Origin of the sequence: Pseudomonas sp. Eqa60, assembly GCF_018326405.1 — a bacterium.
GTDB lineage: Bacteria > Pseudomonadota > Gammaproteobacteria > Pseudomonadales > Pseudomonadaceae > Aquipseudomonas > Aquipseudomonas protegens.
The window spans coordinates 1,465,780-1,481,130 of sequence record NZ_AP024342.1 but is presented as its reverse complement, the minus strand read 5'-3'; the positions used below and the strand labels follow the sequence as shown (position 1 = coordinate 1,481,130).

At 59.5% G+C, this 15,351-nt stretch carries 20 protein-coding genes; 7 read left to right on the top strand and 13 right to left on the bottom strand.

Features of this window, described 5'->3' with window-relative positions; translation table 11 throughout:
• Positions 1–11 precede the first annotated feature (11 nt).
• From KI242_RS06600 to tsaA, 3 genes are all read left to right on the top strand, one after another.
• Complete coding sequence (locus tag KI242_RS06600) at positions 12–473, top strand: DUF1456 family protein (protein WP_194237494.1); 462 nt, start codon at positions 12–14, stop codon at positions 471–473.
• A 127-nt stretch (positions 474–600) separates the two neighbouring features.
• The gene (locus KI242_RS06595; RefSeq protein ID WP_053149360.1) at positions 601–1,371 is read left to right on the top strand and encodes an SDR family oxidoreductase; all 771 of its coding nucleotides are present in this window, start codon (positions 601–603) and stop codon (positions 1,369–1,371) included.
• A gap of 117 nt (positions 1,372–1,488) precedes the next feature.
• Positions 1,489–2,184: a tRNA (N6-threonylcarbamoyladenosine(37)-N6)-methyltransferase TrmO gene (tsaA, locus tag KI242_RS06590; RefSeq protein ID WP_053149357.1), complete on the top strand. Its 696-nt coding sequence runs from the start codon at positions 1,489–1,491 to the stop codon at positions 2,182–2,184.
• 122 nt (positions 2,185–2,306) lie between these two features.
• On the opposite strand, the gene fpr is transcribed toward tsaA, so the two are convergent.
• Positions 2,307–3,086: a ferredoxin-NADP reductase gene (gene fpr / locus KI242_RS06585; RefSeq protein ID WP_003198368.1), complete on the bottom strand. Its 780-nt coding sequence runs from the start codon at positions 3,084–3,086 to the stop codon at positions 2,307–2,309.
• 119 nt (positions 3,087–3,205) lie between these two features.
• Here fpr and KI242_RS06580 point away from each other — a divergent pair, with 119 nt between their 5' ends.
• Positions 3,206–4,132 (top strand): LysR family transcriptional regulator, encoded by a 927-nt coding sequence (locus KI242_RS06580; RefSeq protein ID WP_011059588.1) that lies wholly within the window; start codon positions 3,206–3,208, stop codon positions 4,130–4,132.
• Position 4,133: 1 nt separating this feature from the next.
• On the opposite strand, the gene KI242_RS06575 is transcribed toward KI242_RS06580, so the two are convergent.
• Together KI242_RS06575 and erdR are read right to left on the bottom strand one after the other, a co-directional pair.
• Positions 4,134–4,496, bottom strand: coding sequence for a diacylglycerol kinase (locus KI242_RS06575; RefSeq protein WP_011059587.1), 363 nt, complete (start codon positions 4,494–4,496; stop codon positions 4,134–4,136).
• A gap of 75 nt (positions 4,497–4,571) precedes the next feature.
• Complete coding sequence (gene erdR / locus KI242_RS06570; protein WP_011059586.1) at positions 4,572–5,222, bottom strand: response regulator transcription factor ErdR; 651 nt, start codon at positions 5,220–5,222, stop codon at positions 4,572–4,574.
• 238 nt (positions 5,223–5,460) lie between these two features.
• Here erdR and KI242_RS06565 point away from each other — a divergent pair, with 238 nt between their 5' ends.
• Positions 5,461–6,366 (top strand): DMT family transporter, encoded by a 906-nt coding sequence (locus KI242_RS06565; RefSeq protein ID WP_212805997.1) that lies wholly within the window; start codon positions 5,461–5,463, stop codon positions 6,364–6,366.
• Here KI242_RS06565 and KI242_RS06560 read toward each other — a convergent pair.
• A complete protein-coding gene (locus tag KI242_RS06560) occupies positions 6,350–7,060 on the bottom strand; it encodes a tRNA-uridine aminocarboxypropyltransferase (RefSeq protein WP_011059584.1) in 711 nt (236 codons plus the stop codon). The genes KI242_RS06565 and KI242_RS06560 overlap by 17 nt on opposite strands.
• Positions 7,061–7,251: 191 nt before the next feature.
• On the opposite strand from KI242_RS06560, the gene KI242_RS06555 reads away from it, so the two are divergent.
• Entirely contained in the window at positions 7,252–7,677 is a 426-nt protein-coding gene (locus KI242_RS06555) for a quorum-sensing-regulated virulence factor family protein (RefSeq protein ID WP_011059583.1), read from the top strand.
• On the opposite strand, the gene KI242_RS06550 is transcribed toward KI242_RS06555, so the two are convergent.
• Positions 7,678–7,872 carry a hypothetical protein gene (locus KI242_RS06550; protein WP_011059582.1) on the bottom strand — a complete coding sequence of 65 codons (195 nt, stop codon included), beginning with the start codon at positions 7,870–7,872 and terminating at the stop codon, positions 7,678–7,680.
• Positions 7,873–8,315: 443 nt separating this feature from the next.
• Between KI242_RS06550 and KI242_RS06545 the strand changes: the two genes are divergently transcribed.
• A complete protein-coding gene (locus KI242_RS06545; protein ID WP_212805996.1) occupies positions 8,316–9,434 on the top strand; it encodes an LOG family protein in 1,119 nt (372 codons plus the stop codon).
• 40 nt (positions 9,435–9,474) lie between these two features.
• On the opposite strand, the gene recX is transcribed toward KI242_RS06545, so the two are convergent.
• The 8 genes from recX to KI242_RS06505 form a co-directional block, all read right to left on the bottom strand.
• Positions 9,475–9,942 carry a recombination regulator RecX gene (gene recX, locus KI242_RS06540; protein ID WP_011059580.1) on the bottom strand — a complete coding sequence of 156 codons (468 nt, stop codon included), beginning with the start codon at positions 9,940–9,942 and terminating at the stop codon, positions 9,475–9,477.
• Between the two features lie 8 nt (positions 9,943–9,950).
• Entirely contained in the window at positions 9,951–11,003 is a 1,053-nt protein-coding gene (gene recA, locus KI242_RS06535) for a recombinase RecA (RefSeq protein WP_011059579.1), read from the bottom strand.
• Between the two features lie 83 nt (positions 11,004–11,086).
• Positions 11,087–11,587: a CinA family protein gene (locus KI242_RS06530; protein WP_011059578.1), complete on the bottom strand. Its 501-nt coding sequence runs from the start codon at positions 11,585–11,587 to the stop codon at positions 11,087–11,089.
• Positions 11,588–11,756: 169 nt separating this feature from the next.
• Positions 11,757–12,398, bottom strand: a complete 642-nt coding sequence (locus KI242_RS06525; protein WP_041116265.1) for a hypothetical protein — start codon at positions 12,396–12,398, stop codon at positions 11,757–11,759.
• Between the two features lie 269 nt (positions 12,399–12,667).
• Positions 12,668–13,183 carry a hypothetical protein gene (locus tag KI242_RS06520; protein ID WP_015634372.1) on the bottom strand — a complete coding sequence of 172 codons (516 nt, stop codon included), beginning with the start codon at positions 13,181–13,183 and terminating at the stop codon, positions 12,668–12,670.
• Between the two features lie 108 nt (positions 13,184–13,291).
• Complete coding sequence (locus tag KI242_RS06515; RefSeq protein WP_015634371.1) at positions 13,292–13,855, bottom strand: glycoside hydrolase family 19 protein; 564 nt, start codon at positions 13,853–13,855, stop codon at positions 13,292–13,294.
• A 50-nt stretch (positions 13,856–13,905) separates the two neighbouring features.
• Positions 13,906–14,283, bottom strand: a complete 378-nt coding sequence (locus KI242_RS06510; RefSeq protein ID WP_041116261.1) for a phage tail assembly chaperone — start codon at positions 14,281–14,283, stop codon at positions 13,906–13,908.
• The gene (locus KI242_RS06505; RefSeq protein WP_227454105.1) at positions 14,280–15,290 is read right to left on the bottom strand and encodes a phage tail protein; all 1,011 of its coding nucleotides are present in this window, start codon (positions 15,288–15,290) and stop codon (positions 14,280–14,282) included. Before KI242_RS06505 ends, KI242_RS06510 begins: the two co-directional genes overlap by 4 nt.
• Positions 15,291–15,351: the final 61 nt, after the last annotated feature.

The following is a 15,351-nucleotide window of genomic DNA, read 5'->3' as shown; positions in this document are numbered from 1 at the left end:
GGACTGTAACCATGATTCATAACGATGTACTGCGCAGCGTGCGCTACATGCTCGACATCAGCGACAAGAAGGTCGTCGAGATCATCAAGCTCACCGGCTTCAAGGTCAGCCTGGACGATATCGTCAGCTACCTGAAGAAGGATGAGGAAGAAGGTTTTGTGCATTGCCCGGACGAAGTCATGGCGCACTTCCTCGATGGCCTGGTGATCTTCAAGCGCGGCAAGGACGAAAGCCGTCCCCCGCTGCCGATCGAACTGCCGGTCACCAACAACATCATTCTGAAGAAGCTGCGAGTGGCCTTCGAACTCAAGGAAGACGACATGCACGCCGTACTCAAGGCGGCCGACTTCCCGGTGTCCAAGCCGGAGCTGAGCGCGCTGTTCCGCAAGTTCGGCCACACCAACTACCGCCCGTGCGGCGATCAGCTGCTGCGCAACTTTCTCAAGGGCCTGACCCTGCGCGTACGCGGCTGAACCCCTTGCGCGGCCGCTGTACATTCTCAGCGGCCCTGATGAGCCGCTATTGCCCCAGGCAATAGTGGCTCCCCGGCAAGCGCCTGAAGACTAGGGTAGGCACACACCTATCTGCTCAGGACTTCCCATGCATCCCTATTTCTCCCTGCAAGGCCGCACCGCCCTGGTGACCGGCGGCACCCGTGGTATCGGCAAGATGATTGCCAAGGCCTTTGTCGAAGCCGGCGCCCGGGTGTATATCTGCGCCCGTGATCCCGACGCCTGCCAGCAGGTCGCCGAGGAACTGGCCGCATTCGGAGAGTGCCGGGGGCTGGCCGCCAACCTGGCCAGTGAGGAAGGCGTGCAGCAGCTTGCCGCCACTTTGGGCCAGCAACTCGACTCCCTGGACATCCTGGTGAACAACGCCGGCACGACCTGGGGCGCGCCACTGGAAAGCTACCCGGCCAAGGGTTGGGAAAAGGTCATGCAATTGAACGTGACTTCGGTGTTCAGCTGTATCCAGCAGTTGCTGCCGCTGCTGCGCCGTGCCGGCTCGGCGGCCCATCCGGCGCGCATCATCAATATCGGCTCGGTGGCCGGAATCAGCTCATTCGGCGAACAGGCCTACGCCTATGGCCCGAGCAAGGCGGCGCTGCACCAGATGTCGCGGATCCTCGCCCGGGAGCTGGTGAGCCAGCACATCAACGTCAATGTCATCGCGCCGGGACGTTTTCCCAGCAAGATGACCCAGCACATCGGTAACGATGAACAGGCCCTGGCCGAAGACGTGGCGCTGATCCCGATGAAACGCTGGGGCCGGGAAGAGGAAATGGCCGCCCTGGCCATCAGCCTGGCAAGCACTGCGGGGGCCTACATGACCGGCAACATCATTCCTCTGGATGGCGGCTTCAGTCTCTGATCGATGTTGTGCAATTCGCCGGCAAGCCGGCTCCTACAGGTGGCGCGGGTGTTGTAGGAGCTGGCTTGCCAGCGAACGGGTTATCATGCCCTCCCCTTACAGCCTCGACCCCAGAACATGACCTACAGCGTTTCCCCCATCGGCTTCGTGCGTTCCTGCTTCAAGGAGAAGTTCGCCATCCCGCGCCAACCGCAACTGGCTCCGGCCGCGCGCGGGGTGCTGGAACTGGTGGCGCCTTTCGACCAGGGCGACGCGGTGCAAGGGCTGGAGCAGGTCAGCCACGTCTGGCTGCTGTTCCTGTTTCACCAGGCCCTGGAGGACAAGCCGCGACTCAAGGTGCGCCCGCCGCGCCTGGGGGGCAACAAGTCCATGGGGGTCTTCGCCACCCGTGCGACCCACCGCCCCAATGGCATCGGCCAGTCGGTGGTCAAGCTGGACAAGGTCGAGGCCAACCGCCTGTGGATCTCCGGCATCGACCTGCTGGACGGTACGCCGATCCTCGATATCAAGCCCTACGTGCCCTACGCCGACATCATTGCCACCGCGAGCAATGAGATCGCCAGCGCCGCGCCGCAGATTATTCCGGTGCAGTGGCAGGACAATGCCCTGCAACAGGCTCAGATCCACGCTCAGCGTCTGCAGGAGCCCCTGGTGGAGCTGATCGAGCAGTGCCTGGCTCAGGATCCGCGTCCGGCCTACCAGGTGCCCACGGCCGAACGCGAGTACGGCGCCCAGTTCTGGGATCTGGACGTGCGCTGGCATTACCCAGAGCCCGGGGTGATCCGGGTGCTGGAAGTGGTCCCGGCGGGCTGAACCCCGGAAACGAAAAAGCCCGCGCTGCCTTTCCAGGCAACGCGGGCTTTTCTGTGTCCGGGAGAATCCGCCCAGTCAGCACCAATGCGCTGCCTGGACGGTCTTCGCGAGCACGCTCGCTCCTACTTTTCGACGAATGCACGCTCGATCAGGTAGTCACCCGGCTCGCGCATGCGCGGCGAAACGGTCAGGCCGAAACTGTTGAGCACTTCGCTGGTTTCATCCAGCATGCTCGGGCTGCCGCACAGCATGGCGCGGTCGTCCTGCGGGTTGATCGGCGGCAGGCCGATGTCGCGGAACAGCTTGCCGCTGCGCATCAGGTCGGTCAGGCGGCCTTCGTTCTCGAACGGCTCGCGGGTCACGGTGGGGTAGTAGATCAGCTTTTCACGCAAGGCTTCGCCGAAGAACTCGTTCTGCGGCAGGTGCTCGGTGATGAACTCGCGGTAGGCGACTTCGTTGACGTAGCGTACGCCGTGGCACAGGATCACTTTTTCGAAACGCTCGTAGGTTTCCGGATCCTGGATCACGCTCATGAACGGCGCCAGGCCGGTGCCGGTGCTGAGCAGGTACAGGTGTTTGCCGGGCTTCAAGTCATCCAGTACCAGGGTACCGGTTGGCTTCTTGCTGATGATGATCTCGTCGCCTTCCTTCAGATGCTGCAGTTGGGAAGTCAACGGACCGTCTGGAACCTTGATGCTGAAGAATTCGAGATGCTCTTCCCAGTTCGGGCTGGCAATGGAGTAGGCACGCATAAGCGGACGGCCATTAGGCTGTTGCAGGCCGATCATCACGAACTGACCGTTCTCGAAGCGCAGACCCGGATCGCGGGTGCACTTGAAGCTGAACAGAGTGTCATTCCAGTGATGAACACTGAGGACACGCTCGTGGTTCATGTTGCTCATGTACGGGGGCTCCTAGAAATTGCCTGCGCTGACCATGAGCGCAATTGCACAGCATTCTAATGGCGGCGACAATATCTGTTAACTGGATTATTAAGATAAGGGTTATCGGTTATATCGATATGCGATTTACTCTCCGTCAACTGCAAGTCTTCGTCGCCGTCGCCCAGCAAGAGAGCGTTTCTCGTGCTGCGGGGCTGCTGTCCCTGTCGCAATCGGCCGCCAGTACCTCGATCACCGAACTCGAGCGCCAATCCAGTTGCCAGCTGTTCGATCGCGCGGGCAAGCGCCTGAGCCTCAATGCCCTGGGCAAACAGCTGCTGCCACAGGCAGTGGCCCTGCTGGACCAGGCCAAGGAGATCGAAGACCTGCTCAACGGCAAGTCCGGGTTCGGCTCGCTTTCGGTGGGTGCGACCCTGACCATCGGCAACTACCTGGCCACCCTGCTGATCGGCAGTTTCATGCAGGTGCACCCGGAGAGCCAAGTGAAGCTCCATGTGCAGAACACTGCGCATATCGTGCAACAGGTGGCCCACTACGAAATTGATCTGGGTCTAATCGAGGGCGACTGCAGCCATCCGGATATCGAAGTCCAGACCTGGGTCGAAGATGAACTGGTGGTGTTCTGCGCGCCCCAGCATCCACTGGCCAAGCGCGGCCACGCCACCATGGAAGAACTGACCCATGAAGCCTGGATCCTTCGCGAACAGGGTTCCGGGACGCGCCTGACCTTTGACCAGGCCATGCGTCACCACCGCAGTGCACTGAACATCCGCCTGGAGTTGGAGCACACCGAAGCCATCAAGCGTGCGGTGGAGTCGGGTTTGGGGATTGGCTGCATTTCCCGGCTGGCCCTGCGCGATGCGTTTCGCCGCGGCAGCCTGGTGCCGGTGGAAACCCCGGGCCTGGACCTGGCCCGGCAGTTCTACTTCATCTGGCACAAGCAGAAGTACCAGACCTCGGCCATGCGCGAATTCCTGGAACTGTGTCGCGCCTTTACCGCCGGGGTGCAACGCAGCGACGAAATCGTCCTGCCAAGCATTCCCTGATTCAGATCAGGATCACTGCCCAGACGATGGTGATCATGCTCAGAGCGACAAACTGCGCCGCGCTGCCCATGTCCTTGGCGTTTTTCGACAAAGGATGACGATCCAGGGAGATGCGGTCGATGGCCGCCTCCACCGCCGAATTGAGCAGCTCGACGATCAGCGCCAGCAGGCACACGGCGATCAACAGCGCACGCTCGACCCGGCTGACATTGAGCAGGAAGCTCAGGGGAATCAGGATCACATTGAGCAGCACCAACTGACGGAATGCCGCCTCGCCAGTGAACGCCGCGCGCAAGCCATCGAACGAATAGCCGGCGGCGTTAAGGATACGTTTGAGACCGGTTTGACCTTTGAAAGGCGACATAAGCTGGGCAACTGAAGAAAAAGAAGTGGGGAAGCTAGTTCAACCAAAGTCAAAAAAGCGTGAACAAACAGCCGGTTAATGGCTGGAAATTGACTCAAGCTGTTGCAAGAGCAGCGCTGCCTGGGTCCGGGTACGCACCCCGAGCTTGCGAAAGATCGCCGTCACGTGGGCCTTGATCGTGGCTTCCGACACGCTCAGCTCGTAGGCAATCTGCTTGTTCAGCAACCCTTCGCAGACCATGGTCAGAACCCGGAACTGCTGGGGCGTCAGGCTAGCCAGGCCTTCGCTGGCGGCCTTGGCTTCGGCTGAGACACTGACCTCTTCAAACGCCTGGGGCGGCCACCAGACATCACCGTCGAGCACACTGCGCACGGCCTGCTGGATGACTTCCAGGGAACTGGACTTGGGAATGAAACCGCTGGCGCCGAACTCTCGGGAGCGCACCATGACGGAGGCTTCTTCCTGCGCCGAAACCATCACCACCGGAATTTGCGGGTACTGCCCGCGCAACAGCACCAGACCGGAAAAACCGTAGGCACCGGGCATGTTCAGGTCCAGCAGGACCAGATCCCAGTCGGATTTTTCGGTGAGTCGCACTTCCAGTTCGGCAATGCTTGCCACTTCCACCAGACGCACATCGGGGCCCAGGCCCAAGGTGACAGCTTGATGCAGTGCACTGCGAAAAAGCGGGTGATCATCGGCAATCAGGATTTCGTATGTGGCCATTTTTCAAATGATCCTGTTTTTCATGGCAGGACTGATGCATTCAGCCCTCACCAAAGCAACACGGAGGCACGCCAGAATACCGCACCCAAAGAGCACGAACGCCGCGAAAAGCCTGAGCAAAACAGTGGTTCAAACAGCGCCGGCGCCCTAATCGGCGCCAAGCATGCCCAGCCAAGCCAGGGTGGTCAAGCGTGAAGCTTTGCGGCATCTTAGCTGGCTAACTAATAAGAGAGCCATCATGCGCAGCCAAGCCTTGCGTGCCGATGTCCTGATGCTGATTACCGCGGTGATCTGGGGCTCGGCGTTTGTCGCACAAACTTCCGGTATGGATCATATCGGCCCCTTCCTTTATTCCGGCCTGCGCTTCGCCCTGGGCTCACTCTGCCTCTTGCCGCTGGTGCTGCGTAAAACACCCACGGATCGTCAGCCCGAACCCTTGCTCAATCGTGGGCTGCTACTGGGCGGCGTACTCATGGGGCTGGCCCTGGCCCTGGGCATCAATCTGCAACAGGTGGGGCTGATGTTCACCACCGTCACCAATGCAGGTTTCATCACCGGGCTCTATGTCATTGTAGTGCCGCTTCTGGGGCTGCTGATTGGCCACAAGACTGGCTTGGGTACCTGGCTCGGCGCCGTGCTGGCGGTGGTGGGCATGTTCCTGCTGAGCGTCAGCGACAGCTTCCACGTTGCCTCGGGAGACTGGCTGCAGTTGATTGGCGCCTTCGTCTGGGGTGGGCACGTGATTCTGGTGGGAGTTTTCGCCGGCCGTCATGACCCGATTCGCCTGGCGTTCCTGCAATTTGCCACCTGCGCGGTGATCAGCCTGATCCTGGCGTTGTGCCTGGAACCGCTTCGCTGGGAAGCGATTGTCGGCGCCGGGCCGGCCATTCTCTATGGCGGGGTGGTGGCCGTCGGTATCGGCTACACCTTGCAGGTGATTGCCCAAAAGGACGCAATCGCCTCTCACGCGGCAATCATTCTGTCCCTGGAAGCGGTATTTGCCGCCATTGCCGGGGCCTGGTTGCTGGATGAGTCGCTGCAGGCCCGCGGCTACTTCGGCTGCGCGCTGATGCTCAGCGGCATGCTGGTAGCCCAGCTATGGCCACAAAAGCCTCATTCCAGCACGACTACACAAAGGGCTTGAGCCGGGCATGCACATCGTCATCCGGATCGATGGCCTTCTGGAACTTCGCTGACAGGTAATGGGTGCTGAACACATCGAGGTAGGCATCCAGTACCTGGCTGACCTGCTCATCGCCGGCCAGCTCCAGGCATAACGCCGCCACTTCAGCGGTACAGAAGTGATCATCACGCTTGGAGCGACGCAGCTTGTAGCGCGAGAGCTTCTCCGGGGACAGGCTGAGAACCGGCAAGTGCTCCAGGTAAGGGCTCTTGCGGAACATCTTGCGCGCCTCGCTCCAGGTAGCGTCCAGCAGAATGAACAGCGGCCGCTTGCCCTCCTCCTGCCTGACTTCGCTGACCACCCGTTCGGGCGCGACGAACTCGCCCGGAAACACGATATAGGGCTGCCACTGCGGGTCGGCCAGCAACGCCAGCAGTTGCGGATCGACCTCAGTACGCGACCAACTGAACGCCGTCGTGTCGCCGATCACATCGGCAATCAGCCAACCGGTATTGCTCGGCTTGAGCGGTTCGACGTCGTGCATCACCAGGCACATGGCTGACCGGGCAACGACTTTCGGTCGCCAGGCACACAGGCAATGGCTGGGAATCACTCGGCAGCGGGGGCAGCGTTCAGCCCGTGAGCCGCGTGCGAAAAAGGGCTTGGCCACGCGCGCCATCCGCAGATCACGTAGACGGGAAACCGCATGACTCATCGCAGGACATGCCAGCAAGAAACAGAAATCAACACGACAAACACTCAAGAGGGTAAAAAGTCGGACAAGTTTATCAGAGCTATATGTTCAAACCTGTACCGCCCTGCGGCCTCTCCCCCTATAATTCGTCGCCACTGAACGCACAGTCGAGTGGCTGGTCGAAGCATCAGTCACTGCACCAGGAGAGTTTCATGTTGCGCTTTACCATTCCTACCGTCGCCCTTCTGCTGGCCCTGCCCCTGGGTGCCCAAGCTGCGTCCCTGCAAGAATTCGAACTGGGCAAAATGCTGGAGAAGGTCGCTGCGGAAAGCAACGTCGGCACTCCTCGGGAAATCAACGAGAACATTCTCGACCAGGGCTATACCGTTGAAGGCAAGGAACTGATCAACCACCTCAGCGTGCAGTCTGGCCATGCCGAGCAGATGCGCGCCAATCCCAAGGCGGTCTACCTGCAACTTGGGGCAAGCGTCTGCCGCAATCCCAACTACCGCAAGCTGATGGCCAAAGGCGCCATCATGCGTTACGAGTTCACTGAAAACCGCACCAATCGCCCGGTGGCGTCGGCGCGCTTTCAGGAGTCGGATTGCCCGGCGCAAAGCACGCCCAAGAAAAAGTAATCACGAACGAGCGGCGCGCCGCTGCTGATCATCGGCGCGCAGTTCGGCGACCAGGGCCTGTAGGTATCGCGATGGCCGCTCCTGTGCTGCCAATCGGCGCCGGCACTCATCCTCCAGGCTTATTTGATGGTCAGCGGCAGCGGCTTGCAGCAGCTGATACAACTGCGGATCAATCTCCAGCGTGACAATGGTCATCCTCTGCCTCCCTGCTCTGGGCCTGCATGGCCCAGAACCCGCCTGCCTCTCTCCGGCCCCTGCTCCTGCGCCAGACGCTGCACCTTAGTAAATCAGAGCCGTCATCCCTTGCCGCCCCTCCTGACCAGCGGTGCCAGCCTGGGGAAAACCGCGAACAAGCGGTTGCCAGCCAAGACTTTATGAGCACATGATCAAGCCATGTCCGAAACGGCTTGCGGACGGTTGAGGAGGCCGTCCTTGTGCGTCTTGCTGTGCAAATGTTCTCAAATAAAGGAAAGCAGGACCTCTGTGGATGACCCCAACACTGCCCAGCGATTGTCAGCTGTGATCGGGTCCGGAAATTCGCTCATTCGCTGGGCTGAGCAGGCAGCGACACAGGCAGTGTCGTGGCACATTCGAATATCTCGATCGTGCGCAAGGTTCTGTGCAGAAGGAGAAGCTGAATGCCTTACCAATCGAATGACCTGTTAAGTCGTCATTTTCAGAGCAACGGCGTCGACCTGACGAACCAGGTCGAAGCGCAACTCAACCAGATAGCCCCCAACAGCCCGAATCTTCCTCTTTACCGCGACATGGTGCTCACCGTCCTACGTATGGCCGAGGATGACCTCAATCGCTGGAATGCCAAGATAACCCTGCAGGCCCTGCGCGAACTGGAGCACGCCTTCCGTGTCCTGGAACAGTTCAAGGGCCGACGCAAAGTGACGGTCTTCGGCTCGGCACGCACCCCCAGTGAACACCCGCTATACGCCATGGCCCGAGAGCTGGGCGCGGCCCTGGCCCGCTCGGATCTGATGGTCATTACCGGGGCCGGCGGGGGCATCATGGCCGCCGCCCACGATGGTGCAGGCCTGGAGCACAGCTTGGGGTTCAACATCACCCTGCCTTTCGAGCAGCATGCCAACCCCACCGTTGGTGGTACGGAGAACCTGCTGTCGTTCCACTTTTTCTTCACCCGCAAGCTGTTCTTCGTCAAGGAGGCCGACGCACTGGTGCTTTGCCCAGGCGGCTTTGGCACCCTTGATGAAGCCCTGGAAGTACTGACCCTGATTCAGACCGGCAAAAGCCCGCTGGTACCCGTGGTACTGCTGGACATGCCGGGTGGACAGTTCTGGCAAGGCGCCCTGGACTTCATCCACAACCAACTGGAAGCCAATCGCTACATTCTGCCCAGTGACATGAAGCTGGTACGCCTGGTGCACAGCACTGAAGAAGCGGTGCAGGAAATCCAGCAGTTCTATGCCAACTTCCACTCCAGCCGCTGGCTCAAGCAGCAGTTCGTCATCCGCATGAACCACAACCTCAATGAGCAGGCGCTGGAGCAGATGCAGACAGCATTCGCCGACCTGTGCCTGAGTGGCCAGTTTCAACAGCATGCCTACAGCGGGGAGGAACACGACGAAGTGCAGTTCAGCCATCTGGCGCGGCTGTCATTCGCCTTCAATGCTCGCGACAACGGTCGCCTGCGCGAGCTGATCGACTTCATCAACCTGCCGGAAAACTGGGCCAGGCCTCAGCCCCAAACAACGCAACGGGCACGAGAAACCAGCAAAGCCAACTGACCCCAACCATAGCCCGCTGCGTTATGCAGCGGGTACGGCTTCAGTCGTCCATGCCTCGGCCACTCAACAAGCGGCTGATCATGTCCATGGAATACCCGCGATAACTCAGGAAACGCCCTTGCTTGGCACGCTCTCGAGCATCTGCAGGAAACCGCCCAGCAAACTTGCGCTGCCAGACGTCACGCAATTGTTCCTGCCAATCGATACCGCACTCGCGCAGCGCAAGATCAATATCGCTGCGCTGCAAGCCGCGCTGGCCCAGTTCCTCACGAATACGCATGGGCCCGTAACCGGATCGGGCACGGTAGGAAACGAAGCTTTCGAGATAACGGGATTCGGACAGCAGGCCTTCTTCCGTCAAACGGTCAAGGGCTGCTTCGATCATTTCAGGAGGGGCGCCGCGCTGACGCAGTTTACGCGTCAGCTCGACACGACCGTGCTCGCGTCTTGCGAGCAGGTCCATTGCGGTTCGCCGCACCGCGACGAGGGTATCGAGTACGGCGGTCATTGGATCAATCAGATATCAGCGTCGGCCATATCGTCTTCGGTCTCTTTGACCGGGTTGGCTTTGACGTCTGGCGATGCAGTCAGCAGTTTTTCACGGATCTGCTTCTCCAGCGCGTTGCCGATTTCCGGGTTGTCCTGCAGGAACTTGGCCGAGTTGGCCTTGCCCTGACCGATCTTGTTGCCCTGGTAGCTGTACCAGGCACCGGATTTCTCCAGGAAGCCGTGCAGCACGCCCAGATCGATGATTTCACCGTTGAGGTAGATGCCCTTGCCGTAAAGAATCTGGAACTCGGCCTGACGGAACGGCGGAGCCACCTTGTTCTTGACGATCTTGACCCGGGTTTCGCTGCCCACCACTTCGTCGCCTTCCTTCACCGCACCGGTACGGCGGATGTCCAGACGGACCGAAGCGTAGAACTTCAGCGCGTTACCACCGGTGGTGGTTTCCGGGCTACCGAACATCACGCCGATCTTCATGCGGATCTGGTTGATGAAGATCACCAGGCAGTTGGCGTTCTTGATGTTACCGGTGATTTTGCGCAGCGCCTGGGACATCAGGCGGGCTTGCAGGCCCACGTGCATGTCGCCCATTTCGCCTTCGATTTCAGCCTTGGGCACCAGGGCCGCCACGGAGTCGACGATGATCACGTCAACCGCGTTGGAACGCACCAGCATGTCGGTGATTTCCAGGGCCTGTTCGCCGGTGTCCGGCTGGGAAACCAACAGGTCGTCAACATTCACACCCAGCTTGCCGGCGTATTCCGGATCCAGTGCGTGCTCGGCATCGACGAACGCACAAGTTGCACCGGCTTTCTGCGCCTGGGCAATAACCGACAGAGTCAGGGTAGTTTTACCGGACGACTCAGGGCCGTAGATTTCAACGATACGGCCTTTTGGCAGACCGCCAATGCCCAGAGCAATGTCCAGACCCAGAGAGCCGGTGGAAATGGCCGGGATCGCCTGACGGTCGTGATCGCCCATACGCATTACGGCACCCTTGCCGAATTGACGTTCGATCTGACCCAGGGCCGCAGCCAAGGCTTTCTTCTTGTTGTCGTCCATTAAAGTCCTCACGTAATCAATAAGGCCTGACGGCCAACACCTGTATAAGTAGCCAGTATTATTCCACAGCGCTCGAGGATCGCCTACCCCTGATTTGCGATTTCTGCCGCAGCATGTTGCAGCAACCCCTCTAGCGCGGCCTTCACCGTTTGTCGGCGGACCTCATCGCGATTTCCCGGAAAGTGCCGGCACTCGGTGGTCAGCGTCTCTCCCGCCCCCCAGGCCAGCCACACAGTGCCCACAGGCTTCTGCGCAGAACCGCCATCCGGCCCGGCGATACCGCTGACCGCCACGGCAAAATGCGCATGACTCCTGGCCTGTGCCCCCCGGACCATGGCCTCGACCACTTCACGACTGACAGCGCCGACCGAATTGAACAAATCGGCCGGTACATTCAATTGCAGGGTCTTCTGGCGATTGGAATAGGTGACATAACCGGCCTCGAACCAGGCCGAACTGCCAGGGATCCGCGTGATCGCCTCGGCGATGCCTCCCCCGGTGCAGGACTCCGCGGTGGTGACGTGGGCATTCAGAACCTGCAAACGCCTGCCGAGTTCAGCGGCAAGCTGGGTGATTTCTTTCACAATCCTCTCCTGATGGGGCTGGCGTGTGCTTACCGTACACCAGGCGAGGTGGCTTGCAAGTGACAGGCTGTCAGATCGGAATCAGAGTTGAGTACTCTTGGACCGGTCTATCTCCCTTGCGCAGCTTCGACAATCACGCGCGGCCTCCAGAACCACTGATAGAGGCACGTCACTTGGTGATCAGCATGTCGATGGTGCTGGTATCGCAAGAGTAATTGGCCTTCTTGTCCAGGACAAAATAGATGGACGACAACTTGCTGACAGGCACCTTGCTTACCGAAAAAACAGCTCCCGTACCTCTGGCCAAGCTACCCGACTGAAGAACCGAGTCATCCAAATTCAGGGACCAGGCAACCCCATCGCCACAGCTGTCGTGAATGCTGTTGACACGCCCGAGAACATTTACCTCACCAACGACCGGGCTGCTCCAGCGGATAACCGTCTGGCTATTTTTCCCGGGGTGAAACGCCACATTGCCCGGAGCGATAACAAAACTGCCGTTTCCAGTGAATGTATAAGTCTTGAAGTGGACCGATACGTGAGCCCCTGATACCGGATCCTGCCAACAGGTCACAGGTTGAGCAGTGCAGTCGTCCGCCTTGAAGAAAGGTAGCAACGTATAGTTTTCAGGCTTATTCACCCCTGATGTGTTCTGCATGAATGTCCAGGGCGAGTTCGCCACGACGCTCTCCTTGGCCAGCATTACATCCCTTGCCAGGTTCCACGACATGGCCGTCTCTGCACTCACATTGAGGGAAATCCCGATCAGTGCAAACAAGCTCATCAGCAAGATGTTTTTAGTATTCTGCATAACTTCTCCAGTAGTTCTCATTCCGAGCGAACATGCTCATTTTTCAAACAAAGCCGTGCGCATTCGGCAATCCTGAAACGGCCAAATAATGCGAACTTCATATAAGTCCCCAAGTACCCGAGGCCATAAGCCAATGTCCTGCATCGCTGATGCGATAGCACTTTTACTGGCTGTCACTGGCCGTCACCTTGTCACTCCTCCCTTCCACCTGGATGCAACCCAACCCGGCCGGCTCCAGTGGAGCCGGAGAGTTGATCGACAACCTGCTCTCAGGGCTGCAGCAACATCTCCGTAGTGCTGCGCAGCACAGCCTGGGATTCGCGCACCCACCGCTGCAACGCCTTCAATTGCTCGGCATTGGCGTGGCATTCGCTGTAGTTGTCGACGACGCTGGCGGCGACGGTAGAGAGTGCAAGGCCCGAGGCGGCGCCATCAGTGACGCTGGGGCCTCCGGCCACGGGCAGGTTGGCGGCGCCGGCGTCGTGCACCCGGACAAAACCAGCAGGCACAACGCAGGCTCTATCAGCCGCTTTCGAGACATAGACAGGAACCTCCTTGGTGATGGTGGCGCCCGTCTGATAGACCTTGACGATACGGTCGACGTACTCGACCACCACCTTTTCCCTGATCGTGCCCAGGGCCCGGCCTTGTTCAAAGGATTGTTTGAGACGAGCCTCATCGAGGCGTTGGTTGTTACTGCGCTCACTGCCGGCACCGCTGACGTAGCCGAGTGCATAAAGCAACCCGGCCGCCACAGCGATGGCCAGCCAGCCACGGATATTCATCAAGCCCTCCTGAGGCGGGCAGGAAATGAATCACCCAGCCTGCCAAAAAAACCTGTAGCCGCTGCCGCAGGCTGCGAAAAGGTCCGCAGGACCTTCAGACGGCAGCCCTCACACCACCGGCAAACACAGCACCGCCCGCGCCCTGGCCCAGAGTTGCAGGCGCTCCTGCAAGCCATTCAGGCCACCATTGATCCGCCGGGTAATGCTGTTGAACTCATCGCGGTCAGCCAGCGCATTGAGCCCACCGCGCTCCCAGAACCAGGCCGCCGACTCGGCGGCCCATTGCGGCTGCTCCAGCAGCTGCGGCAACTCCAGCAGACGCTCATCGCCAAACAGCCCGAGGCTGCACTGGCGATAGTTGCTGCGCCCGGTGATCTGGATCAGCCCACGCCCGCGATACCGCTGACCGTCGCCGTCGGCCTCTGGGGTGTTGCCCAGGCGTGCGGCGAGAGAGCCCGTGTCGTACTTGCTCAGGTATTGATCACTGCCCAATTCGCGTACGTATTGCAGCTGCCCGGATTCGTGTCCGATCTGAGCAAGAAAAGCCGCCTGGCGCTTCGGCGTATCGATCTGCCGCTTGGCCATGGCGGTGTTGAGTGGAGAAACAAAAACGCCCGCTTGGCGGCGGGCGTTAGGCATGATTTGCAGCAGTTGTTCTTCGGTTATTGGCATGGTCAGTGTTTGCAGGTCGGATAAGAAAACGCCCCGGCGGTACGGGGCGTTTATTCAGTTTGTTCAGTAACCCAGGATGGCGCGACAGGGCGGTACTGAGAGTCGGGGAAGTGCGGCGATTGCGGCCAGTCACGCAAGGCCTGCATGTACACAAGCAGTTGCTTGAACTGTGCACTGGCAAGCGTTGTAGGTACTTCGATCTCCAACTGATCGCGGTGCCGCTCACGCAACCACCTCACCGAATCCAGTGCTGAATCACGCCAGACACGCTCTCCTACCGATACAGGTGACGGCGCCGTCGCACTTTCTATGTGGAGCCGAACTTCCTCTTCGGACATCGGGATCAACTGGCTGGATATGAAATGCGCGGGGGCATCGTCATCGTAAGCATGGACACGGTTTGTCTCGGGATTATGAAAATACTTCATGCACGTAACTCCGACCAAACTGGATTGACTGGACTACCAAAAGTTACTGAGTAAGTTGCTCCGACCGGCACCACGAACGATGCGTGATAGGCAGAAGTTGCCACGGCCACACCACCGCAAGTTGCAGTAACCGCACCGGTCGTAATAGATGCCTGAACTTGAATCGGGCGCCCCGTAGTATTGGTGTAGACAGTGCCTGAAACGCGACTGGCCGTAACATTCTGCCAGGCCTGTCCATCACCCAAGCCCCGAGGTCGGGTCTCTAACGCTGAAACGTTCGCAGCCAGACCGGAAATGTCGATATTCCCCTGGTTGATGGGAGCGTTCCAGGCCTTAATGCACCACATAACCGCCAGGTTGCGAGGGCGGGTTTCAATTCCGCCTGTTGGATTGGTTTTTAGATTTTCGTCGTCGGTGACTCCATTTCCAGTATCACCATAAACCCAAGAATCAAACACATTTCCAGCACTCGAGCTGTCCTTCACTGAGTGTGTATGACTCTTGAACTCATCGGCCTGCCAGCTGCCTACCGCCCGCCCAGCATCCACCCCCCGCCCATGATCCCAACCCCGCAAAAACTCGCCTCGCGACTCAGGCAAGCGGAAGTTACCCGCCCCCTCACCCCCGGTATTGAACATAGTCCCCAGATAAGCCGCCAGATCCGGATAGGTCGCAGCACTCTGCACACTGCCATCCACCTCCAGGAATCCGGCCGGCACCGTGCCCTTGGGAAACGGCACCATCGCCCCCACCGGCAAGGCCGACATGTTCTTCAACAGCGCCTCGATCTCCGCCTTGGTATAGGTCACCGACTTGGTATAGGCATCGGTGATCCCGTAATCGGCCAGGGTGGTGCGGATCTTCTCCGGTGGGATCGAATCACGCACGATCGCCTTGATCGCCGCCAGCAACTGGTCATGCTCGGCCTCGGCCGGCTCTTCCCCTCCTGCACGAATCACGTTGAGCAATTCGTCGGTCACTGCATTACCCCAATCGGAAGAAATCATTGAGCCGACTTGGCCCGTGACGGGGTTCTCATCGACAAACTTTCCGTTCAACAGCCCTACG

Bases quoted from the DNA above. Each gene is read 5' to 3' on its own strand.
- recA (WP_011059579.1), bottom strand. From the start codon at position 11,003: ATGGACGACAACAAGAAGAAAGCCTTGGCTGCGGCCCTGGGTCAGATC.
- KI242_RS06510 (WP_041116261.1), bottom strand. From the start codon at position 14,283: ATGAAGTATTTTCATAATCCCGAGACAAACCGTGTCCATGCTTACGAT.
- recX (WP_011059580.1), bottom strand. From the start codon at position 9,942: ATGACCGCCGTACTCGATACCCTCGTCGCGGTGCGGCGAACCGCAATG.
- fpr (WP_003198368.1), bottom strand. From the start codon at position 3,086: ATGAGCAACATGAACCACGAGCGTGTCCTCAGTGTTCATCACTGGAAT.
- KI242_RS06575 (WP_011059587.1), bottom strand. From the start codon at position 4,496: ATGTCGCCTTTCAAAGGTCAAACCGGTCTCAAACGTATCCTTAACGCC.
- KI242_RS06565 (WP_212805997.1), top strand. From the start codon at position 5,461: ATGCGCAGCCAAGCCTTGCGTGCCGATGTCCTGATGCTGATTACCGCG.
- KI242_RS06505 (WP_227454105.1), bottom strand. From the start codon at position 15,290: ATGATTTCTTCCGATTGGGGTAATGCAGTGACCGACGAATTGCTCAAC.
- KI242_RS06550 (WP_011059582.1), bottom strand. From the start codon at position 7,872: ATGACCATTGTCACGCTGGAGATTGATCCGCAGTTGTATCAGCTGCTG.
- tsaA (WP_053149357.1), top strand. From the start codon at position 1,489: ATGACCTACAGCGTTTCCCCCATCGGCTTCGTGCGTTCCTGCTTCAAG.
- KI242_RS06600 (WP_194237494.1), top strand. From the start codon at position 12: ATGATTCATAACGATGTACTGCGCAGCGTGCGCTACATGCTCGACATC.
- KI242_RS06515 (WP_015634371.1), bottom strand. From the start codon at position 13,855: ATGCCAATAACCGAAGAACAACTGCTGCAAATCATGCCTAACGCCCGC.
- KI242_RS06525 (WP_041116265.1), bottom strand. From the start codon at position 12,398: ATGCAGAATACTAAAAACATCTTGCTGATGAGCTTGTTTGCACTGATC.
- KI242_RS06520 (WP_015634372.1), bottom strand. From the start codon at position 13,183: ATGAATATCCGTGGCTGGCTGGCCATCGCTGTGGCGGCCGGGTTGCTT.
- KI242_RS06595 (WP_053149360.1), top strand. From the start codon at position 601: ATGCATCCCTATTTCTCCCTGCAAGGCCGCACCGCCCTGGTGACCGGC.
- KI242_RS06545 (WP_212805996.1), top strand. From the start codon at position 8,316: ATGCCTTACCAATCGAATGACCTGTTAAGTCGTCATTTTCAGAGCAAC.
- KI242_RS06555 (WP_011059583.1), top strand. From the start codon at position 7,252: ATGTTGCGCTTTACCATTCCTACCGTCGCCCTTCTGCTGGCCCTGCCC.
- erdR (WP_011059586.1), bottom strand. From the start codon at position 5,222: ATGGCCACATACGAAATCCTGATTGCCGATGATCACCCGCTTTTTCGC.
- KI242_RS06580 (WP_011059588.1), top strand. From the start codon at position 3,206: ATGCGATTTACTCTCCGTCAACTGCAAGTCTTCGTCGCCGTCGCCCAG.
- KI242_RS06560 (WP_011059584.1), bottom strand. From the start codon at position 7,060: ATGAGTCATGCGGTTTCCCGTCTACGTGATCTGCGGATGGCGCGCGTG.